Origin of the sequence: Streptomyces subrutilus (assembly GCF_008704535.1) — a bacterium.
Taxonomy (GTDB): domain Bacteria; phylum Actinomycetota; class Actinomycetes; order Streptomycetales; family Streptomycetaceae; genus Streptomyces; species Streptomyces subrutilus.
This window is the reverse complement of record NZ_CP023701.1, coordinates 3,729,602-3,751,377: the sequence shown is the minus strand read 5'-3', so window position 1 is coordinate 3,751,377 and position 21,776 is coordinate 3,729,602. Positions and strand designations below refer to the sequence as shown.

Annotated in this window: 18 protein-coding genes; 9 read left to right on the top strand and 9 right to left on the bottom strand. The window is 74.6% G+C overall.

Annotated features, from left to right (window positions below; genetic code table 11):
- Nucleotides 1-309: 309 nt before the first annotated feature.
- The 6 genes from CP968_RS16395 to CP968_RS16370 form a co-directional block, all read right to left on the bottom strand.
- Nucleotides 310-849: a bacterial proteasome activator family protein gene (locus tag CP968_RS16395; protein WP_150518728.1), complete on the bottom strand. Its 540-nt coding sequence runs from the start codon at nucleotides 847-849 to the stop codon at nucleotides 310-312.
- 95 nt (nucleotides 850-944) lie between these two features.
- Nucleotides 945-3,821 carry an ABC transporter permease gene (locus tag CP968_RS16390; RefSeq protein WP_150518727.1) on the bottom strand — a complete coding sequence of 959 codons (2,877 nt, stop codon included), beginning with the start codon at nucleotides 3,819-3,821 and terminating at the stop codon, nucleotides 945-947.
- On the bottom strand, nucleotides 3,818-4,564 hold the full coding sequence (locus CP968_RS16385) for an ABC transporter ATP-binding protein (protein ID WP_150518726.1): 747 nt from the start codon (nucleotides 4,562-4,564) through the stop codon (nucleotides 3,818-3,820). The genes CP968_RS16390 and CP968_RS16385 overlap by 4 nt, the downstream gene beginning before the upstream one ends.
- A 24-nt stretch (nucleotides 4,565-4,588) precedes the next feature.
- Nucleotides 4,589-5,305, bottom strand: a complete 717-nt coding sequence (locus CP968_RS16380; RefSeq protein WP_150518725.1) for a PadR family transcriptional regulator — start codon at nucleotides 5,303-5,305, stop codon at nucleotides 4,589-4,591.
- A 95-nt stretch (nucleotides 5,306-5,400) separates the two neighbouring features.
- The gene (locus CP968_RS16375; protein ID WP_150518724.1) at nucleotides 5,401-6,324 is read right to left on the bottom strand and encodes a hypothetical protein; all 924 of its coding nucleotides are present in this window, start codon (nucleotides 6,322-6,324) and stop codon (nucleotides 5,401-5,403) included.
- A 150-nt stretch (nucleotides 6,325-6,474) separates the two neighbouring features.
- The gene (locus CP968_RS16370; protein WP_150518723.1) at nucleotides 6,475-8,163 is read right to left on the bottom strand and encodes a protein kinase domain-containing protein; all 1,689 of its coding nucleotides are present in this window, start codon (nucleotides 8,161-8,163) and stop codon (nucleotides 6,475-6,477) included.
- A 229-nt stretch (nucleotides 8,164-8,392) separates the two neighbouring features.
- Here CP968_RS16370 and CP968_RS16365 point away from each other — a divergent pair, with 229 nt between their 5' ends.
- Nucleotides 8,393-9,970, top strand: coding sequence for a protein kinase domain-containing protein (locus CP968_RS16365; RefSeq protein ID WP_150518722.1), 1,578 nt, complete (start codon nucleotides 8,393-8,395; stop codon nucleotides 9,968-9,970).
- A gap of 115 nt (nucleotides 9,971-10,085) precedes the next feature.
- Here CP968_RS16365 and CP968_RS16360 read toward each other — a convergent pair whose 3' ends face one another.
- Nucleotides 10,086-10,502 (bottom strand): pyridoxamine 5'-phosphate oxidase family protein, encoded by a 417-nt coding sequence (locus CP968_RS16360; protein ID WP_150518721.1) that lies wholly within the window; start codon nucleotides 10,500-10,502, stop codon nucleotides 10,086-10,088.
- Nucleotides 10,503-10,657: 155 nt separating this feature from the next.
- Complete coding sequence (locus CP968_RS16355; RefSeq protein ID WP_150518720.1) at nucleotides 10,658-11,320, bottom strand: response regulator; 663 nt, start codon at nucleotides 11,318-11,320, stop codon at nucleotides 10,658-10,660.
- 325 nt (nucleotides 11,321-11,645) lie between these two features.
- Between CP968_RS16355 and pdhA the strand changes: the two genes are divergently transcribed.
- The 5 genes from pdhA (at nucleotide 11,646) to CP968_RS16330 (ending at nucleotide 17,451) form a co-directional block, all read left to right on the top strand.
- Nucleotides 11,646-12,851 (top strand): pyruvate dehydrogenase (acetyl-transferring) E1 component subunit alpha, encoded by a 1,206-nt coding sequence (pdhA, locus tag CP968_RS16350; RefSeq protein WP_150518719.1) that lies wholly within the window; start codon nucleotides 11,646-11,648, stop codon nucleotides 12,849-12,851.
- 5 nt (nucleotides 12,852-12,856) lie between these two features.
- Complete coding sequence (locus CP968_RS16345; RefSeq protein WP_150518718.1) at nucleotides 12,857-13,837, top strand: alpha-ketoacid dehydrogenase subunit beta; 981 nt, start codon at nucleotides 12,857-12,859, stop codon at nucleotides 13,835-13,837.
- A 12-nt stretch (nucleotides 13,838-13,849) separates the two neighbouring features.
- The gene (locus CP968_RS16340; RefSeq protein WP_150518717.1) at nucleotides 13,850-15,373 is read left to right on the top strand and encodes a dihydrolipoamide acetyltransferase family protein; all 1,524 of its coding nucleotides are present in this window, start codon (nucleotides 13,850-13,852) and stop codon (nucleotides 15,371-15,373) included.
- A gap of 317 nt (nucleotides 15,374-15,690) precedes the next feature.
- Nucleotides 15,691-16,629: a GNAT family N-acetyltransferase gene (locus CP968_RS16335; RefSeq protein ID WP_150518716.1), complete on the top strand. Its 939-nt coding sequence runs from the start codon at nucleotides 15,691-15,693 to the stop codon at nucleotides 16,627-16,629.
- A 57-nt stretch (nucleotides 16,630-16,686) separates the two neighbouring features.
- Nucleotides 16,687-17,451, top strand: coding sequence for a hypothetical protein (locus tag CP968_RS16330; RefSeq protein WP_150518715.1), 765 nt, complete (start codon nucleotides 16,687-16,689; stop codon nucleotides 17,449-17,451).
- A 15-nt stretch (nucleotides 17,452-17,466) separates the two neighbouring features.
- On the opposite strand, the gene CP968_RS16325 is transcribed toward CP968_RS16330, so the two are convergent.
- Nucleotides 17,467-18,398, bottom strand: a protein-coding gene (locus CP968_RS16325) for an IS5 family transposase (RefSeq protein ID WP_425282245.1) whose coding sequence is annotated in 2 segments (ribosomal slippage) — nucleotides 17,467-18,039 and nucleotides 18,042-18,398 — 930 coding nt in all. Because the reading frame shifts where the segments join, the coding sequence is not laid out codon by codon here.
- A 622-nt stretch (nucleotides 18,399-19,020) separates the two neighbouring features.
- Between CP968_RS16325 and CP968_RS16320 the strand changes: the two genes are divergently transcribed.
- From CP968_RS16320 to CP968_RS16310, 3 genes are all read left to right on the top strand, one after another.
- Entirely contained in the window at nucleotides 19,021-19,251 is a 231-nt protein-coding gene (locus tag CP968_RS16320) for a glutaredoxin domain-containing protein (protein ID WP_150518714.1), read from the top strand.
- Nucleotides 19,252-19,456: 205 nt separating this feature from the next.
- Nucleotides 19,457-21,340, top strand: a complete 1,884-nt coding sequence (locus CP968_RS16315) for a C1 family peptidase (RefSeq protein ID WP_150518713.1) — start codon at nucleotides 19,457-19,459, stop codon at nucleotides 21,338-21,340.
- Nucleotides 21,341-21,365: 25 nt separating this feature from the next.
- Nucleotides 21,366-21,719: a protease inhibitor I42 family protein gene (locus tag CP968_RS16310; RefSeq protein WP_150518712.1), complete on the top strand. Its 354-nt coding sequence runs from the start codon at nucleotides 21,366-21,368 to the stop codon at nucleotides 21,717-21,719.
- Nucleotides 21,720-21,776 lie beyond the last annotated feature (57 nt).

Sequence of the window (21,776 nt, the reverse complement as noted above, 5' to 3'; positions counted from 1 at the left end):
CGTGCGGTGCCGGGGGGCCGGCCCGGTGCCCTGGGTGCGCGGTGCGGGGCGGTGGGGTGCCGCTGCGCGGGGCCGTCTCCCCGCCCCGCCCTTCCGCCGTTCCCCGGGCTCCGCCCCGGACCCGCCCGGGCTCCGCCCCGGACCCGCCCGGGCTCCGCCCCGGACCCCGCGCCTCACACGCCGGCGGCGCTGGGTGGGGGCGGGCCCGGCTCGAACGCGGGCGGTGCCGGGTGGGGCCGAAACCGGCTCACACGCCGGCGGGGCCGGGCCGGGGCGGCCCGGGAGGAGGGGGCTGTTCCCGGGTGGGGGTCAGAGGTAGGGGCCCGAGCGGACCGCGCCGTGGGCGGCGTCCTCGTCGTCTTCGTGGGAGGCGCCGGGCGGGAGGGCGCGGCGCATCTGCTCCAGTTGGGCCCGCGCCGCCATCTGCTGCGCGAACAGGGCCGTCTGGATGCCGTGGAAGAGCCCTTCGAGCCAGCCGACGAGCTGGGCCTGCGCGATGCGCAGCTCCGCCTCGGACGGGATGGCCTCCTCCGTGAACGGGAGGGACAGGCGCTCCAGTTCCTCCACGAGCTCGGGGGCGAGGCCGTCCTCCAGCTCCTTCACGGATGCTGCGTGGATGTCCTTGAGCCGGACCCGGCTCGCCTCGTCGAGAGGCGCGGCGCGCACCTCTTCCAGGAGTTGCTTGATCATGCTTCCGATGCGCATGACCTTGGCGGGCTGTTCGACCATCTCCGTCACCGGGACCTCGCGCGACTCGTCATCGGCGCCGCCGACCGCCGACCCGTCCTGTCCCACGATCAGGACGTGCGGGGGGCTGTCCTGCGACCGTTCACTCCTCGGCATCTCCATGCCGTCATTGTCTCGCACACCTTCGTACTCACACGGTGTGCCCCCGTACGGGCGTGATCCACCCTGTACGGGGGCACCTGCATCACTCCGCGTGCCTAGCCGGCCGCGCGCCGTGCCAGCGCGCCGCTGGAGCGGGTGACCAGGGCGGCCAGCAGGGCCGCGCCCAGCGGGACCACCACGAGCAGTCCGGCGAGGGTCTCCCACGGCACGGCGATGGGCACGTACGGGACGGCGTCGAGCGGTCCGTAGCCCATCTCCTCGCCCACGGAGAGGAGGTGTTCCTGCTCCCGGAGCTGGACCAGCCGCAGTCCGACCGCCGGGAGGATGCCGGCCGCCGAGCCGAGGACGACGCCCATCAGGGCGACCACCCCGCACTGGAAGCCGCTGAGCGTGCGCCGAACGCGGGGGGCGGCGCCCACCGCGGCCAGGGTCTTGAGGTCGGCTTCGGCGTCGGCCTGGGCGAGACCGGTGGCGATGCCGGCCGCACCGATGGTGACGAGGCCGGCGAAGACGGTCAGGGCGAGCAGGCCGAGATTGTCGGTGCTCTGGTAACCGGCCTCGATCCGGACGTCGGCCTGTACGCCCAGCCGGTCGATCTCCGCGTCGAGTCGCTGCCGCTGTTCGCCCGTGGCCGCGCCGTCGAGGCTGAAGAAGGTGCCGGACGGCACCGTGGCCAGGCCGGCCGCCTCGGCGGCCGCGGGCGGCAGGACCAGCTGGATGCCCCAGCCTTCGACGCCGTCCGGGACCTGGTGGACGGGCAGGACCTTGTCCTGGCCGGGCGGGTCCTCGCGCCGCATCTGGGCGGCGTCGGCCGCCGCCATGTCCGTGACCACCCGGAGGGTCACCTTGCCGTCCTTGACGAGCCGCTTGTCGAAGGAGACGGGCGTGCCCGACGCGAGGGCCGACGCGGCGCCCGGGTCGGCGACCGCCAGGACGCCCAGCAGCTTCGCGTCGGCGACGACCGTCCCGTACGCGCTGTAGGCCGCCCCGCCCCCGCCCCCGCCGCCGTTTTCGTCCGGGGCGCACCGCCAGTCGCGGCGCAGCTTCCGGGCCTCGTCGGGGGTGAAGGACGCGAGCCCGTTCTCGGCTTCGTACAGGGGGCAGCGCTGGTCCTTGGGCGTGAGGGGTTCCGCCTTGCCGCAGCCGGGCTCCGTGGAGTACGCCTCGCAGCTGGGCTTGCCGACGACGATGCGCTCCACGTCGGCCTGCCGGGCCAGCGGGAGGTGCTTGGCGAGGGCCTGGCGCAGGGCGGGCACCTCCTTGTACGCGCTGCTCTCGGCACCGAGGGCGCCCGCACCGTGCGGGAGGTCGGCCACGTACTCGTGGCGCATCTGCACGTCCCTGCTGTGCTCGTACGTGGCGACCGCGACGGTGCCGGCGACGGCGGCGAGGACGGCGGCCACGGCCGGGGCGGTGCGCCCGCGGTTGCGGACGGCGTCGCGCAGGGCGAGCCGCGGCGACAGCGGCAGCCACCGCCCGAGCCGCCCGAAGAGGCCGACCAGCGTCGGGGTGAGCGCGACGATGCCGAGCTCGGCGAGGGCGCTGCCGCCCGCGACGACGGTCGAGCCGGCCCGGGCGGAGGTGCCGTACAGGGCGATGGCGGCGCCGGCGGCCACGGCGGTCAGGCCGATGAAGGGCAGCACCCGGTTGGCGCGGCGGACGCCGCGGCGGCCGGTCAGGGAGGCCAGCACGGTCTGCCGGGAGGCGGTGACCGCGGGCACGATCGCGGCGAGCAGGCCGGTCACCACGGCCAGCAGGGCGATGCCGGCCAGTTCCAGCGGCCGGAAGTCGAAGCCGCCGAAGCGGACGCCGAGCTGGTCCTCCAGGACGGGCCGCAGCACGATGGTGAGCACGATGCCCAGCGCGGTGCCGACGACGGCGGACGCGGCGCCGATGACGAGGCCGCCGGAGAGCACGATGGCCCGGATGTGGCGGCGGTCGCCGCCGTTGGCGCCGACGAGGCCGAGCTGGCGGCGGGAGCGGCGGGCACCCACGGCGAAGGCCGGTCCGGCCAGCAGGCAGATCTCCAGCATGGCGAGGCCGACGACGGTGACCACGATGGCCGCCTCCTCGGTGCGCGCGGAGTCGCTCGCGTTCGCGTGGTCGGGGTTCCGCGAGAAGAACGGCACGTCGGAGTCGGCCGGCGGGTCGAGGACGACGGCGCGGGAGACGACCAGGACGCCCTTGGCGTTGGCCTCCTTGACCATGTTCCACGTGAAACCGTCGCCGCCGACCGCGACCAGGTAGGTGTCCTGGGCCCGCAGGTCGATGCCGCCGGTGGCCCGGATCGCCGTGCTCAGCGGGGCCAGCAGGCTGCCGGGCGGGGCGATGATCTCCGCCTTGCCGAGCTCGGAGGGGAGCTCGTAGGCGCCGACGATCCGGTACGGCGCCGGTGCGCCGCGCGGGGTGACCCGGGAGCCGACGAAGAGTCCGGACTGCTCCAGGAAGGCGTTGGTGGCGATGACCTCGCCCGCCGCGGCGGGCAGCCGGCCGCGGTCCAGGGTGATCATGCCGCGCACCAGCGGGCTGTGCGTGTCGAGTTCGCGCAGCTGGGTGTCGAGGAGCCCGTGGGCGGTGCGGACCTTGGCGTACGCCTGGGAGTCGCGGACCGCCTCGGCCCCGGCGGGCAGCGCGGCGAGGACGGGGTCGGGTGTGCCGTCCGTCGTGCTGCGGCCCTGCGGGGTGAAGTCGTCGTAGCCGCCGACGGGCTCGTAGTTCGAGCCGTCCGGATGCTGGTGGACCGGGCCTCCGACGTGCGCGGCGGACAACTTGGCCGCCGAGGAGCCGATCTGGCGGTCCAGTTCCTGCGCGGCGGAGAGGTCGGCGCTGCGCAGGGTGAGGTCGGCGGCGCTCACGCCGAGGATGGGCAGGGCGATCATGGCGAGGACGAGGGCGCTGCGGCCCTTGGCGCGCCAGGCGTCGCGGCGGGCTATCCGGATCGCGGCGATCCAGGAGTGGTACCAGGAGATCACTGTCCGCCCGCCCGCCCGGAGAGCAGCGAGTCGGCGTGGCTGCGCAGCGTCTCGTCGACGACGCTGCCGTCGCGCAGGAAGACCACGCGGTCCGCCCAGGCGGCGAAACGGGGTTCGTGGGTGACGAGGACGCCGGCCGCGCCCGCGTCGCAGCGGGAACGCAGCAGGGCGAGGACCGATTCGCCGGTCTCGGAGTCGAGCGCGCCGGTGGGTTCGTCGGCGAGGACCAGACGCCGGTCGCCGACCAGGGCGCGGGCGATGGCCACGCGCTGCTGCTGACCGCCGGACATCTCGTCGGGGAAGCGGTCGGCGAGCGGGCCCAGGCCCATCTCCTCCAGCGCGGCGAGCGCGCAGACGCGGGCCTTGCGGGCCGAGGTGCCGTCGAGTTCGCGGGGCAGCGCCACGTTCTCGGCGGCGGTCAGGGCCGGTATCAGGTTGTAGTCCTGGAAGACGTACCCGATGCTGCGGCGGCGCAGGGCGGCGAGTTCTTTGCGGCTGGCCGCCGTCATGTCGGTGCCCTCGACGAGGACCCGGCCGCTGGTCGGGGTGTCGAGTCCGCCGGCGAGGGTGAGGAGCGTGGACTTGCCGGAGCCGGACGGGCCCATGACGGCGACGAGTTCGCCGGGATGGACGGAGAGGTCGACGCCGCGCAGGGCGTGCACCTCGGTGGCGCCGCTGCCGTGTGTGCGGACCAGTCGGTCCAACTGGAGCACGGGCGGCGGGGACTGGTGCTGGTCGGGCATGAGGGTTCCCCCTGGAACGGTGGTTCAGCCCCGCCGCGTGCGGGCGGTGCGGGGCGTCGTCGTGGCGGTGGTGGTCGGGGCGGCTGCCGTGTTCCCGGCGCTCGCGGCGGTGTGCGGGGCGGTGGGGTCCGCGGCCGTGCCGGCGGGGTTCCGCGGGGCCTGTGGTGCTCCGGGCGCCGCGGCCCTCCCGTCGGCCGGGAGGGAGAGCCGGACGAGCCGGGCTTCGCAGTGGTCGAGCCAGCGGGCCTCGGCCTCGGTCTGGAAGATGAGCTGCTCCAGGACGAGCAGCCAGGCCACGTCGTCCCGTTCCCCGGCGCGGCCGCCCTCCACGGCGGCGAGGGCCCGGGCCTTGAGCCGGGTGTAGTCCTGCATCGCCCTGATCGTGGCGTGCCGTTGGGACTGGATGACGGCGCGGATGTCCACGCCGGGGGCGCCCACGGCCATGGCGAGCTTGATGGAGAGCTCGTCGCGCGGCGGGTGGGCGCGGTCGACGGGGCGTTCGTACCACGCGCGCAGTTCGGCGCGCCCGGTGTCGGTGATGGCGTAGAGGGTGTGCCCGGCCGGGTCCTCGCCGCCGGGGGCGACCAGTCCGTCCCGCTCCAGTCGGGCGAGGGTCGTGTACACCTGCCCGACGTTCAGGGGCCAGGTGGAGCCGGTGCGGGATTCGAATTCGGTGCGCAGCTGGGAGCCGTAGCGGGGGCCCCGTTCCAGCAGGGCGAGCAGGCCGTGACGGATCGACATACCGGGTATGTATACCGAGTATGTTCACGCTCCGCAACCGTCGCGGGACGTACGCCTCCCGGGGGAGACGGGCCGTCGACGGGTGGGCGGGCGGCTCACAGGCCGCGGCGCAGGCGCACTCCCAGGTAGCCCAGCCCCAGTCCCATCAGGGCGAATCCGGTGCCCAGCGGCAGTATGTGCGCGGCCAGGTCGGCGGCCCGGTCGTTAGGGGCGGTACCGAGCGTGCTCCCCGACCGGCTCGGCCGCGGCAGCGGGTCCGGGGTCGCGGTGGGGCGCGGGCCCGGCGTCCGGTCCGTCCCCGAGGGCCGGTCCCGGGGCCGCCCCTCGGGCCTGGCTTCGGGCCGGGTTTCGGGCCGCCCCTCGGGCCGGGCTTCGGGCCTGGCTTCGATGCGGGCATCGGGGCGCGCCTCGGGACGGCCTTCGGCGTGGGCTTCGGCGCGGGCCTCGGGCGGGGCTTCCGGCCGGGTCTCGGGCCGCGTACCGGGCGGGGTCCGGGGCGCGGTCCCCGGCGGCCGGTCGGCCTCGGGCCGGTCCTGCGGCCGGGGTTCGGCGGGCGTCAGGCCGTACGGCGGCACGGCCTCGGGGCGGTCGGCGGGCGCACGCTCCGTCAGGGGCCGCGAGGCGACCACCGCCTCGCGGTTCACCGGGGCCCCCGCGGGCCGGCCCGGGTGCTCCCGGCCGACGCCGGCGGCGCTGCCGGCCAGCTCCCCGTGCCCGTCGTCGGCGGGAGCGGCCGCGGGCGCGGCGAACGCGGGCGCGGCGAGAACGGGCGCGGCGAGAACGGGGGTGGCGAGGGCGGGGGCGGCGGCGGTGAACGCCGCGGCGCCGAGGGCCGCGCAGGCCAGCAGGCGCGCCGGGAGGGCCAGCGGCGCCCTCCGGCCGCGCCCGGCCGCCCGCGGCGCCGGGGCCGTGCGGTCCGGACGGGCCTCGGGTGCCGCTTCGGCCGCGGGCACCGCTTCGGCCGTGCCTGCCGGGCGGGCCGTGGGCGCCGGTCGCGGCGGGCGGAAGCCTTCGTTCACGGAGCCCCTCCGTACCGAGCGACCGAGATGTCTCGCTCAGATTTACATAGTGGGGCAAAACCGGCATCCCGGGTGCCCCATCGGGGTCCCCGGGATGCCGGTGTGTCAGATTCCGCGCCGTCGCGCGGGTTCGGTGCGTCCCGCCGCCGGCTACTCCGGGTAGCCGGTGGACACGGTCAGCGTGTACTCCGTGCCCTCCTTGTCGATCTTGTCGCCGGCGTTCGGGTTCTGCGAGAGCACGGTGTCCTTGCCGAACACCGCCTCGTCCTTCTCCACGATCTTGTACTTGCCGCCCGAGGCCTGGATGCACTCCTTCACGGACCGCAGGTTCTTGTACTTCAGGTCCGGGGCCAGGTACTTGCCGGCCTCGCTGTAGTGCTTCGTCGGCTCCTTGCACTTGGCCGGGTCGATCGTGCGCGAGACGTCCGGCCCCTTGAACCCGGCCCTGGCCGGCGCGGCCGCCGACGCGGGCGCGGACGCCGAGGTCTCCGGCGAGCCGCCCTTCGCGTCGGGCTCCTCCCCGCCGCGGTTGGTGAGCACCGCCACCAGGCCGCCGATGGCCAGCAGCGCCACCGCGATCGCGCCCACGACCACCGGAACGTTCCGCCGCCCGCCGGACCCGCCCGCCGGGCCCCGGGAGCCCGTCACGGGGGAGACCGTGTACGGCGCCGGGGTCTGGGGCCCGTACGACTGCTGCGGCCCGGGCGCCGGGGCGTGCGGGTAGGCGTACCCGCCCTGGGCGTGCGCCTGCGGGGCGGGCGTGTGCCGGGGGGCGTACGGGGACGGCGCCGGCGTGTGCTGCGCCGGGTACGGCTGCTGCACCGCGTGCTGCGGCGGCGCCGAGTACCCCGCGTCCACCGGCGGGAACACCGCCGAGGAGACGCCCGCGCCGCTGCCGCCCGCGGTCGCGCCCGGCACGATCGCGGGCGCCGCGGCGCGCCCCGAGCCCAGCACCCGGGCCACCTCGTCGCCCATGGCCGCGGCGGTGGGGAAGCGCTCGTTCGGGTTCTTCTTCAGCGCGCGCGCGACCAGCGCGTCCATCGCCGGGGTCACCGAGCGGTTCACGGAGGACGGGGCGACCGGCTCCTCCTGCACGTGCGCGTAGGCGATGGCCAGCGGAGAGTCGGCGTCGAAGGGGAGCCGCCCGGTCAGCAGTTGGAACAGCATGATGCCGACCGAGTAGAGGTCGGAGCGGGCGTCGACGCCGCGCCCCAGCGCCTGCTCGGGGGAGAGGTACTGCGGGGTGCCGACGACCATGCCGGTCTGCGTCATCGAGGTGACGCCCGACTGCATGGCCCGGGCGATGCCGAAGTCCATCACCTTGACCACGCCGCGCTTGTTCACCATGACGTTGCCGGGCTTGATGTCGCGGTGGACCAGCCCCATCTCGTGGCTGGTCTCCAGCGCGGCCAGCACGTCGGCCGTCACCTTCAGCGCCTTGTCCGCCGGCATCGCCCCGTACTGCCGTACGTCCGCCTCCAGCACCGAGCCGAGCGGCATGCCCTCCACGTACTCCATGACGATGTACGGCATCACCGCCCCGCCGGCCGCGGAGCCGGCGAAGGCCACTTCGCCCTCGCCCGTGTCGAACACCGAGACGATGTTCGTGTGCGACAGTTTGGCTACAGCCTGGGCCTCGCGCCGGAAGCGTTCGCGGAAGGACTGCTCCCTCCCGAGGTCGCTGTGCAGCGTCTTGATGGCGACCTGGCGGTCGAGCGCCGAGTCGTACGCGAGGTACACGGAGGCCATGCCGCCCGCGCCGAGCAGGTCCCGCAGCTGGTAACGGCCACCGGCAAGCGAGCCGCCCGCGTACTGGCCCTGAGTGCCGTCCTGGCTCATGACTGGTGCTTCCCCTCGGGATGTGTGCCCGCGCCGCCGGCCGGGCGCAGGTGGCGCCCAGTCTGCCGGAGGGCAAGCACACGTCAAGCGGGGTGCCCGATCCGTGACCACACGGGCACAGCGCGGCCTAGTCCAAACGGTGACCGGTGCGGAGGCTGTAGCGTTCACCGGAGCATCGAAGAAGAGGACACCGCTGAGCGGCGGCCGAGAGAGACGACGGCGAGGACTGATGGCACCCGAACCCGAGGGAAACGGCGCCGGGATGGCCGACGGTCCTGAGCACTGGGGCGCCGGCGGCCTGGTGGGCGACGGCCGTTACCGGCTGACCCACCGCCTGGGACGCGGCGGCATGGCCGAGGTGTTCGCCGCCGAGGACGTGCGCCTGGGCCGCACCGTCGCCGTGAAGCTGCTGCGCGCGGACCTCGCCGAGGACCCGGTGTCCAAGGCCCGGTTCACGCGCGAGGCGCAGTCCGTCGCCGGGCTCAACCACCACGCCGTCGTCGCCGTGTACGACTCGGGCGAGGACCGGGTCGGCCCCAACACCGTGCCGTACATCGTGATGGAGCTGGTCGAGGGCCGCACCATCCGCGAACTGCTGCTCAGCGCGGAGGCGCCCGGCCCCGACCAGGCGCTCATCATCGTCTCGGGCGTGCTCGAAGCGCTCGCGTACTCGCACCAGCACGGCATCGTGCACCGCGACATCAAGCCGGCCAACGTCATCATCACCGAGACCGGCGCGGTGAAGGTGATGGACTTCGGCATCGCCCGCGCCCTGCACGGCGTCCAGTCGACGATGACCCAGACCGGCATGGTCATGGGCACCCCGCAGTACCTGTCGCCCGAGCAGGCCCTCGGCAAGGCCGTGGACCACCGCTCCGACCTGTACGCGACGGGCTGCCTGCTGTACGAACTGCTCGCGCTGCGGCCCCCGTTCACCGGGGAGACCCCGCTGTCGGTGGTCTACCAGCACGTGCAGGACGCGCCGGTGCCGCCCTCCCAGCTGCCCGAGGGGCAGCACATCCCGCAGGAGCTCGACGGGCTCGTCATGCGCTCCCTGGCCAAGGACCCGGACGACCGGTTCCAGAGCGCCGAGGAGATGCGCGGGCTGGTCCAGTACGCGCTCCAGATGCTCCACGACCAGGGGCCGAACACCGGCACCTGGGGCACCGGCCCGGTCACCATGGCGCTGCCGCACGGCCGGGGCCCGGCGGCCACCACGGCCATGCCCATGGGCGGGTCCGGCGGCCAGCAGCAGTACGCGGCGCACGCCACGACCTCGCAGTTCCAGCAGCCGATGGTGCCGCCGCTGAACCCGGACGACGGCTCCGCCTTCCCGGGCGGCGGCGGCCACGGCGCGCACAGCGACGGCTACGACGACGGCGGGCACGGCGGCGGCCGCTGGAAGATGTGGCTCTTCGCGGTGCTCGCGGTCATCGCGGTGGCGGGCGGCGTGGCGTACGCGCTCAACGGCGTGGGCGGCAGCGGCAAGGAGAAGACGCCCGCCCCGGGGACCTCGCAGAGCGCCCCCAGCGGCCAGCAGAGCACGCCCGGCCCGGACCAGAGCACGGCGGCCGAGCCCAGCACGGAGGGGTCGCGGACCTACTCCGAGCAGTCGCCCCAGCCGACCCGCACCAACCGCACGCAGAGCACCAGCCCCACCCCGTCGGCGTCGGCCAGCCCGACGCCGTCCGCGACGGCGTCGAAGTCCACCTCCCCGACCCCGACCCCGTCGAAGACCACGCCGCCGGCGACCACCCCGCCGCCGACGAAGTCGGCTCCGCCCGAGGAGCCCGCGTCCGGCGAATGAGCGGCGGCGGTGCGCGTACGGGAAGGGCCCCGCGGAAGGCGATTCCGCGGGGCCCTTCCCGTACGGGCAGCCCGGGCGCGCGGGCGCGGACGGGCGGACCGGCGGCGCGCGCCCCTCAGAGCGCGTGCTGGTACACGCGGTCCGGATTCCCGGCGAGCGAGTGCACGGTGACGAACTGGGGCTCGATCCGCATGTAGACCGGGTCGAAGACGGCGCCGTCCACGAAATGCGGACCGGGACCGAAAAGCTCCAGTTCGGCATTGGTCGGCTCGACGATCCGCGCGGTCCCGGTGAACTGGACCGACCACAGCCGCGGGTCCCGGGAATTGAAGTTGTCCGCCCCGTACGCCACGACGCTGCCGTTGCAGGCCTGGTGGTGGCCGAAACCGGAATGCATTCTCAGCACCACCCTGCCGTCCACCACGATGTGGCGGGCCAGGGCGAGGAAGGGCAGCGCGCGCATGCTCGTGGCCACCCGGCCGTACGGCACCCGGCGCAGCAGTTCGATGGCGTGGAGTTCCTCTGGGGACATGCCGTCCACTGTCGGGCACCGGCCCCGTGCGGGGAAAGAGGAGCCCGCCCCCATGATCGGGGACGTTGGTCCCGAGTGGCGCGCCGCGCCGTATGGCACCGACCCGCGCCCGGCCCGCGCCCGGCCCGCGCCGGACGGGGCCCGCGCGGCCCCGCTCAGCGGCGCTTCTCGGCCTGGAGCCGGGCCACGTAGGCGGCGGCCTGCGAGCGGCGCTCCATGCCCAGCTTGGAGAGCAGGCTGGAGACGTAGTTCTTGATCGTCTTCTCGGCCAGGTGCAGCCGTTCGCCGATGACCCGGTTGGTCAGGCCCTCCCCGATCAGGTCCAGGATCTTGCGCTCCTGGTCGGTGAGGTTCGACAGACGGTCGTCGCCCTTGCCGTTCTTGCCGTCGCGCAGCCGCTCCAGCACGCGGGCGGTGGCGACCGGGTCCAGCAGGGACTTCCCGTCCGCGACGTCACGCACCGCGTTGAGCAGCTCGTTCCCGCGGATCGCCTTCAGGACGTAGCCCGAGGCGCCGGCCATGATCGCGTCGAACAGCGCCTCGTCGTCGGCGAACGAGGTCAGCATCAGGCACTTGATGTCCTCGTTCTGCGAGCGGACCTCGCGGCACACCTCGACGCCGCTGCCGTCCGGCAGGCGCACGTCGAGGACGGCCACGTCGGGGCGGGTGGCGGGGATGCGGACCAGGGCGTCGGCGGCCGTACCGGCCTCGCCGACGATCTCGATGTCCTCTTCGACCGACAACAGCTCATGAACACCCCGACGCACCACTTCGTGGTCGTCCAGGAGGAATACCTTGATTTTTCCGTCTTCGCGCACGAAGTCAGTTTCACACACTCACCCCTTCCCTGCCGGGGTTACCCGGGATAACGTGCCGTTGTTCCGGCCCCCTGCAAGGCTGTGACCAGTGGTTGTTCCCGCTTCCGCGGATTTACTTGGAAATCCAAGCAAAATCGCAGGTCAAACGGGGTTTCGCAGTTATGCGGCGCACTGGGTAACGTGCATTGCGCAGGGCACGCGCCGGGGCACCTGTCACGCCTGAATCCCGTACTCGACGCGCACCCACCCCGTGCGCGGGTACGGATACAGGTGAGCCGCACTGGACCCCGGAGAACCCGGGTGCCGGACCGACGGAGGAGCACACGTGACCGTGGAGAGCACTGCCGCGCGCAAGCCGCGACGCAGCAGCGGCACCAAGCGGGCGGCAGGCGGGGCGACCGCCCGCAAGACCGCCGCTGCCACCGCACAGACGCAGGACGCACCCCAGCTCGTACAGCTGCTGACGCCCGAAGGGGACCGGGTCGACGCCGCGCACCATCCCGACGTCGCGGAATTCGCTCCGTTCGTCGCCGACGTCACCACCGAGGACCTGCGCGGGCTCTACCGCGACATGGTGCTCACCCGGCGCTTCGACGGGGAGGCCACCGCGCTGCAGCGGCAGGGCGAGCTGGGCCTGTGGGCCTCGCTCCTCGGCCAGGAGGCCGCGCAGATCGGCTCCGCCCGGGCGCTGAACGACGAGGACTACGTCTTCCCGACCTACCGCGAGCACGGCGTCGCGTGGTGCCGCGGAGTCGACCCGACGAACCTGCTCGGCATGTTCCGCGGCGTGAACCACGGCGGCTGGGACCCGAACACCAACAACTTCCACCTGTACACGATCGTCATCGGCTCGCAGACGCTGCACGCGACCGGCTACGCCATGGGCGTGGCCAAGGACGGCGCCGACTCGGCGGTCATCGCCTACTTCGGCGACGGCGCGTCCAGCCAGGGCGACGTCGCCGAGGCGTTCACCTTCTCGGCCGTCTACAACTCCCCCGTCGTGTTCTTCTGCCAGAACAACCAGTGGGCGATCTCCGAGCCGACCGAGCGCCAGATGCGCGTGCCGCTCTACCAGCGCGCCCAGGGCTTCGGCTTCCCCGGCGTTCGCGTCGACGGCAACGACGTGCTGGCCTGCCTGGCCGTGACCCGCTGGGCGCTGGACCGCGCCCGCCGCGGCGAGGGCCCCACGCTGGTCGAGGCGTTCACGTACCGGATGGGTGCGCACACCACCTCCGACGACCCGACGAAGTACCGCCGGGACGAGGAGACCGCGGCCTGGGAGGCCAAGGACCCGATCCTGCGCCTGAAGACCCACCTGCTGGCGAGCGGCGGCGCCGACGAGGCGTTCTTCGCGGAGCTGGAGGCGGAGAGCGAGGCGCTGGGCAAGCGGGTGCGCGAGGCCGTGCGCGCCATGCCCGACCCCGACACCATGGCGATCTTCGAGAACGTCTACGCGGACGGGCACGCGCTCGTCGACGAGGAGCGCGCGCAGTTCGCCGCCTACCTCGCGTCCTTCGAGGGTGGGGAGTGACCGCCGTGGCCGTACAGAAGCTGACCATCGCGAAGGCGCTCAACGATTCGCTGCGCAAGGCCCTGGAGACCGACCCCAAGGTCCTGATCATGGGCGAGGACGTCGGCAAGCTCGGCGGCGTCTTCCGCATCACCGACGGGCTGCAGAAGGACTTCGGCGAGGAGCGGGTCATCGACACCCCGCTCGCCGAGTCCGGCATCGTCGGCACCGCCATCGGCCTGGCCCTGCGCGGGTACCGGCCGGTCGTGGAGATCCAGTTCGACGGGTTCGTCTTCCCCGCGTACGACCAGATCGTCACGCAGCTCGCGAAGATGCACGCGCGCTCCCTCGGCAAGATCAAGATGCCGGTCGTCATCCGCATCCCGTACGCCGGCGGCATCGGCGCGGTGGAGCACCACTCGGAGTCCCCGGAGACGCTGTTCGCGCACGTCGCGGGCCTGAAGGTGGTCTCGCCGAGCAATGCCTCGGACGCCTACTGGATGCTCCAGCAGGCCATCCTCAGCGACGACCCGGTGATCTTCTTCGAGCCGAAGCGGCGCTACTGGGACAAGGGCGAGGTCGACGTCGAGGCCATCCCCGGCGAGCTGCACCGGGCCCGGGTGGCCCGCGAGGGCTCCGACGTCACCCTGGCGGCCTACGGCCCGATGGTGAAGGTCTGCCTGGAGGCCGCCGCGGCCGCCGCCGAGGAGGGCAAGTCGGTCGAGGTCGTCGACCTGCGGTCGATGTCCCCGGTGGACTTCGACGGCATCCAGGCGTCGGTGGAGAAGACCCGCCGGCTCGTGGTCGTCCACGAGGCGCCGGTCTTCCTCGGTGTGGGCTCGGAGATCGCCGCCCGCATCACGGAGCGGTGCTTCTACCACCTGGAGGCGCCGGTCCTGCGCGTCGGCGGCTTCCACGCCCCGTACCCGCCGGCCCGCCTGGAGGACGAGTACCTGCCGGGCCTGGACCGGGTGCTCGACGCCGTCGACCGCTCGCTGGCGTACTGAGGAGCCACGTTCATGACCATCCGTGAATTCAAGATGCCCGACGTGGGCGAGGGCCTCACCGAGGCCGAGATCCTCAAGTGGTACGTCCAGCCGGGTGACACGGTCACCGACGGGCAGGTCGTCTGCGAGGTGGAGACGGCCAAGGCGGCCGTGGAGCTCCCGGTGCCGTTCGACGGCGTCGTGCACGCGCTCCTCTTCGAGGAGGGCGTGACGGTCGACGTCGGCCAGGTGATCATCTCGGTGCGGACGGAGGGCGGCGAGGCCCCGGCCGAGGCCGTCGTCGCGGCCCCGGCCGCCGCGTCCCCCGCGCCGGCCGCCGCCCGGGCGGAGCCGGCGCCCGAGGCGCGGCAGCCCGTCCTGGTCGGGTACGGGGTCTCCACCGCCTCCACCAAGCGCCGCCCGCGCAAGGTCCCGGCGGGTGCTCCCGCGGCGGCCGCGGTACCGGCTCCGGCGGCCCCGCCCGCGGCGCCCGCGCCCGCGGCGCCCGCGCAGAACGGCACGGCGCAGAACGGCACGGCGCAGAACGGCACGGCCCAGAACGGCACGGCCCAGAACGGCACCGCACGGAACGGCAGCGCGCGGTACGACGGTGACGGCGCCGGGTCCGCCGAGCGGCCCCTGGCCAAGCCGCCGGTGCGCAAGCTCGCGAAGGACCTCGGCATCGACCTGGCCTCCGTGGTGCCCAGCGGGGACGGCGGGGTCGTCACCCGCGAGGACGTCCACGCGGCGGCAGCCGCCGCCCTCGCCCCGCAGCCGGCCGCGGCTGCCGTCCCGGCTCCGGCCGCGGCGCAGGCTCCGGCGCCGGCCGCGGTCGCCGCCGCGGTCGATCCGTCGGCGCGCGAGACCCGCGTCCCGGTCAAGGGCGTCCGCAAGGTGACCGCCCAGGCCATGGTCGGTTCGGCCTTCACCGCGCCGCACGTCACCGAGTTCATCACCTTCGACGTGACCCGGACGATGAAGCTCGTCGCCGAGCTCAAGGAGGATCCGGACCTCGCGGGGCTGCGGATCAACCCGCTGCTGCTCATCGCGAAGGCCGTCCTCGTGGCCGTCCGCCGCAACCCGGAGGTCAACGCCTCCTGGGACGAGGCGGCCCAGGAGATCGTGCTCAAGCACTACGTGAACCTGGGCATCGCGGCGGCCACCCCCCGCGGGCTGATCGTCCCGAACATCAAGGACGCCCACGCCAAGACCCTCGGCGAGCTCTCGCAGTCGCTGTCCTCGCTGGTCGCCACGGCCCGCGAGGGCAAGACCTCGCCGGCCGACATGCAGAACGGCACCCTCACCCTCACCAACGTCGGCGTCTTCGGCGTCGACACCGGTACGCCCATCCTGAACCCCGGCGAGTCCGCGATCCTCGCGGTCGGTGCGATCAAGCTCCAGCCTTGGGTCCACAAGGGCAAGGTGAAGCCGCGTCAGGTCACCACCCTGGCGCTGTCGTTCGACCACCGCCTGATCGACGGCGAGCTCGGCTCCCGCTTCCTGGCCGACATCGCGGCCGTCCTGGAGCACCCCCGCCGCCTCGTCACCTGGTCGTAGCGGCAGCCGTAGCCGTACCCGCCGATGGCCGGCCTCCGCACCAGGAGGCCGGCCATCGGCGCGCAACGGCCCGCGCGCAACGGCCTGCGCGCAACGGCCCGCGCGCGACGGCCCGCGCGCAACGGCCGTCCGCGCGCAACGGCCCGCGCGCAACGGCCCGCGCGCAACGGCCCGCGCGCAACGGCCCGCGCGCAACGGCCGTCCGCGCGCAACGGCCGCTCCGCCCGGGTTCCGGGCCGCGCGCGGCCACCGGCACCCGCGGCGGGCCGCCCGCAGACCCCTGGCAGGGCCGGGTGGGCCCGTGTGACCATCGGCGGATGATCTTCCGTCCCGCCACCGCCGACCCCGCCGACCTCGACCGCGCCACCGCCCTTCCCGGCGACGGCGGGCCCGTCCGCCTCCTCGCCCCCGCGACGATCCGCGGGGAGTTCGCCGCCGGCCGGATGCGCCCCGAGTGGACCTGGTTCGCCGAGGACGAGGACGGGGAGGTGCTGGCCCGCGCCCTGTGGTGGGGCCGCGCCGACAGCGGGCACCCGATCGCCCTGGACTGCCTGCACGTCCGCGCGGGCACCTCCGACCCGGCCGCGGTGGCGGCCGGGCTGCTCGAAGCCGGGCACACCGCCTTCGGCACGCGCCCCGGCTACACCGTCACCCTGCCCCGCGACTGGCGGGCCGACCCGGCCGCCGTCGAGGCGGTCGCCTGGCGCCGGCAGGCCGCGCACGCCTGCGGACCGACCCGGGAGATCGAGCGCCTGCGCTACGAGTGGACCCCGTCCGCCGGGACCGCCCCGCCCACCGGGCGGCTCGTCTTCCGCGAGGGCGGGGACGAGGAGTTCCTCGACGCCTTCGTGCGGCTGTCCCGCGGCAGCCTCGACCTGGCCACCCGCGACGAACTGCGCACGGCGACCCCCGAGGAGGTCGCCCGCGCGGACTTCGCCTTCTACCGCGACTGCCCGGGCGAGCGCTCCTGGTGGCGCCTGGCCCACCTCCCGGACGGCACCCTCGCGGGGCTGGCCATCCCCTCCGCCACCCCCTACCACCGCAACGTCGGCTACCTCGGCGTCGTACCGGAGCAGCGCGGCCGGGGCCTGATCGACGAGGTGCTGGCCGAGATCACCCGCTTCCACGCGGCCGCCGGCGCCGAGCGGATCACCGCGACCACGGACACCGTGAACACCCCGATGGCCGCCGCCTTCGACCGCGCCGGGTACGAGGCCACCGAGGTCCGCCTGGTCCTGGAGGAAGAGTCCGGCTGACCGCCTGCCGGCCACCGGCCCCGGGGCGGTAGCCTCCCCGCCGGGAAGGGGGCGCGGGTGCCGATCGCCGAACTGCAGGTGTACTCCGTCGAGGAGGCCGACGTGACGGGCGGGGTGTGCGTGGTCCGGTGCGTGGGCGGGACCGCGCACACCGGACAGGTCTACGCGGCGGGGGAGCTGCGGCTCGGGCTGCGCCGCATCGAGCGGTACGGGCGGCCGGTCGCGTCCCTCGGCGCCGGGCACGTCGGCAGGGTCCACCTGACGGGCGCCGTGGTGGCCCTGCTCAGCCGGGGGCAGGTGCTGACCTCGGTGCCGCCGGACGGGCACTCGCTGGAGCTGCTGGAGCAGTGGCTCGCGACCGGCCCGCCACTGGACGAGGAGCCCCGCCCGCGGTCCCTGCACACCCTGGCCGCGGCCCGGATGCGCGACGAGCGGGCCCCGGACGGTATCCGGCTGCGCTGGGGCCGGGTGGCCCTGGCCGCCGCCCTGCGCCGCGCGGACGCGGAGGGCGCGGACGAACCGTCCCGCGGGGCCGAGCTGGTGGCCGTACGGGGCTACCTGCTGCGGGAGTTCGGCCCGGGCCGCGGCGGCGACCCGGCGGCCCTGTGCCGCGAGGTGCTGGCCCTGCTCGGCAGCACCCCCGAGGCCGCCCTGGCGGAGGCCGGCGCCTGGCGCGAGCTGCCCCGCCCGCGCATCCTGCACCTGCGCCGCATCAAGCACCTGCTGCCCTGGCTGGCCCTCGTACGCCCCCATCTCGCGGACGACGACCCCCTGGCATCGGCGGCGGACGCGTGGGAGGCGGTGCGCCCCCGACTCCCCTAGGCGCTGTTTCCCGGATCATGTGCGGAGCCAGATGATGAGGGCTGCGAGGGTGACGGTGCCGAGGTAGATGTGGGCGCGTTTCTCGTAGCGGGTGGCGACGGCGCGGAAGCCCTTGAGGCGGTTGATGGTTCGTTCGACGGTGTTGCGTTTCTTGTATCGCTGGCTGTCGAAGCCGGTGGGCCGGCCGCCGCGTGAACCGCGGTTCTTGCGGTGTCTTTGCTGGTCGAGGCGTTCGGGGATGGTGTGGCGGATTCCGCGTCGTCGCAGGTAACGGCGGTTCCTCCGGGATGTGTAGGCCTTGTCGGCCAGGACATGGTCGGGGCGGGTGCGGGGCCGGCCGACCCCGAGACGGGGCACGGAGACCTGCTCCAGCACCCGCTCGAGTTGGGGCCCGTCGCCGTAGTGTCCGGGTGTCAGGACGAGGGCGAGAGGCCTGCATCGCCCGTCCGCGGCGAGGTGGATCTTGGTGGTGAATCCGCCGCGGGAACGTCCCAGGCACTCGCCGATCTGACCACTTCCTCGAGCCGGACCACCAGTCTCCGCAACACCGGATCGACCCGGTTCGTCCCCCGAACGTGCCCCTTTTGAGGATCAGTGGCCGCCAGTGTCTTCCTCGCGCCGGCGGCGTGCTGGTGGGCCCGCACAACAGTCGAGTCCACCGACACGTCCCAGTCGATCCGGCCCTCCGCGTCCTCGGCGGCCTGGATCCGAGACAACAGCATCGCCCACGTACCATCCGCTGACCAGCGGCGATGACGTTTGTAGACGGTTTCCCACGGCCCGAACCGCTCCGGCAGATCCCGCCACTGCACACCCGTCCGGACCCGGTAGAGCACCCCGTTGATCACCCGGCGGTGATCACTCCACCGGCCCCCACGAGCACCACCAGGAGGCAGGAACGACACCAGCCGGTCCCACTCCGCGTTCGTCAGATCCCCACGACCCATACGGCAAGCCTGACCCCAACACCCCACTCACGTCAGGAGATCCGAGAAACAGCGCCTAGGCCGTCTCTTTCGGATCTTGCCGGGCCCGCGACGCCTGGCACCGTGCCTGGCCGCACTGCCGGGGCGACCACGTACGTCCCGTACGCGAGCGCCCCGGCAGCACGCCCAGGCACGGCACCAGACGCCGCGGGCTCGGCCGACAAGATCCGAAAGAGACGGCCTAGCCCACGCCCTGCCCCTCCGGGCGGGAGGGGCGCGCGCGGGGCCGGGGTCAGTCGAGCGGGTGGGCCGGGCTCCGGTGTGCGCCGCGTCCTCGGCGACGCGGGCGGCGACCGTGCGGCCGGTGTCCTCGGAGATGCCGTTCAGTCAACGGGCATGTCGGGGAGGGTAGTTCGCACCGCGCCGCGGTGCGCAGTGCGGTGCGGTGCGGTGCGCAGTGCGCCGCGGGCGGCGGCCGGCGCGTTGACCGCTCCGGGGGTGTCGCGTCTACTGGGGGCGCAGGGCGGCGCGCCCGCGCGGGGCCGATCGGAGCCATCGGCAGAGGGAGCCAGGACATGAACCCGTACGTCTTCACCCGGTGCGGCCGCGCCGGCGGCCCGACGGGCGCGGTCCGGTGAAGCCGGTGACCGTGTACTGGCGGCCCGGCTGCCCGTACTGCGTCAGGCTGCGCCTCCGCCTGCGCGTCGCCCGTGTCCCGTACCGGAAGGTGAACATCTGGCGGGACCCGGGGGCGGCGGCCTTCGTGCGGGGCGTGGCAGACGGGAACGAGACCGTGCCGACCGTGGTCGTCGGAGACGGCCCGGCCATGGTCAACCCGTCGCTCCGCAGGGTCCGCGAGGCCGCCCGCGCCTGACGGGCCGCACCCCGCCCCCACCGGCATCCCGCCCCCACCGGCACCCCGCCCCCACCCGCACCCCGGCCCCGTCCGGCCCCCGCGCCACGTCCGCCCGGCACGCCCCCCGTGCACCCGCGCGACCGCGCGGACCCCCTTGACGCCCCCCGGCGCGGGAGGGACGCTCGCGGATCTCGGATCGATCGGTTGCAGCTGGGGGGCCGCCATGCCGGAGGAGTCCGTCGGGACGGTGGGGGAGCTGCGGGCGCGGCTCGCGGCGGACGGGGCGCGGTGGACGGCCGTGGAGCACCTGGCCGACGCCGAGCCGCTGCCGCGGCCCTCGCTGGGCCTGGATCCGGGGGCGGAGCTGACCACGGCGGCCGCCGCGGGCACCGTGGACCTGCGGGCGCTGATCGGGCGGGAGAGCGGCAATCCGCACCTCACCCGGCGTCGTGCCGCGCACGGCCTGCTCCCGGGGGCGGCCGCGGCGGCGGCCCGGCCCGCGGCGGTGGACTGGCGCGGGCGCTGGGGGTGGCCGTGGCTGACCGGGGTGAAGGACCAGAACCCGTGCGGCTCCTGCTGGGCGTTCGGGGCGGCCGGCCTGGTGGAGTCGATGGCCCGGATCGAGCACTGCGTGTGGGCCGAGCGCTCCGCGGGGGACGTGCACGACGGTCTGAAGTGCGCCTGCGGGCAGGGCGGCGACCCGGAGAGCGCCCTCGACTGGATCAGGGCCAACGGCGGTCTCGCCGATCCGGACTGCTGGCCGTACGGCGTCCCGCCCGCCGGGCTGCCGGCCGCCCGCCGCGACGCCTGGCGGGCCGAGTACACGCCGAGCTGGGACCGGTCGGGCCGGACGGTGCGGATCGGCGCCCCCGTCCGGCTCGGCGACGTGGAGCAGCAGAAGGTGTGGCTGGACGCGGTGGGCCCGCTGACGGCCTGCTTCGACGTGTACGAGGACTTCTTCGCGCTGGGCTCGGGCGTCTACCACCACACCGTCGGCCCGTACGCGGGCGGCCACTGCGTGCTGATCGTCGGCTACGACGACGCGGCCGGCTGCTGGCTGTTCCGCAACTCGTGGGGGACGGGCCACCACGTCGGCGGGTACGGCCGGATCGCCTACGGGGAGGCGGGCATCGACCGCTGGGCCAAGTGCGGCCTGTACGGCACGAACATCGACCCGTGGAGCAAGCGCCGCCTGCACGCGGGCAACGTCTACGAGAGCGGCAACGGCCGCGCCCACCGCAACTTCGAGCTCGTGGCCACCGCCCCGGACGGCCGGCTGCGGCACTGGTGGCGCGAGGGCGACGCGCCCTTCGCGTGGACCCGCTCGGGGGAGTTCGCGCAGGACGCCTCCGGCCTGCCCGCCTTCACCGGCAGCACCTACAACCGGAACATGGAGTCCCTGCACGTCACCACCGGCGGCCGGCTGCGCCACTGGTACTACGAGCAGTCCGGCGGCGCCTGGCGCGACGGCGGCGCCTTCGGCCCGGGCGACGCGGCGGTCGGCTCGACCCCGGCCCTGATCCAGAGCGACTACGGCAAACCGGGCAACTTCGAGGCGGTGGTGCGCACCGCGGACGGCCGGCTGAACCACTGGTGGCGGATCAACGGCGCCCCCTGGACCTGGTACGACGGCGGCCGTTTCGCCTCCGGCGTCGCCCACTACGGGCCCGCCCTCGTCCAGACCCGCTCCCGCCGCCTGGAGCTGGTGGCCGCCCTGGAGGACGGCCGGATGCAGCTGTGGTGGCGCGACGACGCGAACGGCTTCACGTGGCGCCCCGGGGAGGTCTTCGGCGCGGGCGCGGTGTCCGCGCCCTGCCTCGTCGAGGGGCAGTACGGGGCGGCCGACGAGCACACCGCGGGGAACTACGAGCTGTGCGTGGCCGTCGCGGGCGGCCGCGTCGAGCACTGGTGGCGCGGCAACGCCTCCGGGTCGGGCTGGAGCCGCGGCGCGGTCTTCGGCCGCGACGTGCTCGCGGTCACCGGGATGCTCCAGGGCAGTTTCGGGTTCAACCTGGAAGTCGTCGCCCTGCGCACCGACCGCCTGCTCCGGCACTACTGGCGGGACGGCTCGGGCTGGCACGAGGGGGCCGTGATCGGCCCCGCCTAGCGGACCGCGGAGAACGGGGCACCAGGTGGAGGTACGGAGCATCGCGCTCGATCCCGGGGAGCCGTACGAGCTGCGGCTCGCCGGGCGGGGGGCGCGCGGGTACGTGTGGACCTGGCAGGTGACGGGCGACGCGGACGTCGTGAGGGTGGAGGAGCAGCCCGCGCCGCGCGGGACGGGCGCGGCGGAGGCCCTCCCGGGGGCCGTGGTGGAGCGGGCGTACGTCGTGCGGGGGCGCGCGCCCGGCGGCGGCCGGGCCCGCATCCGCTTCGCGCAGGTCCGGCCGGCCTACCCGCAGGAGGCCCCGTACGACGAGTTCGTGCTCGACGTGGAGGTGGGGACCGGCCCGCCGGCCCCCGATGGCGGGCCGCCCGGCCGCTGAGGCCGCGCCGTCCGTTCCACATCCTGGACGCGGTCAGACGTGCACCTATGTTGTATC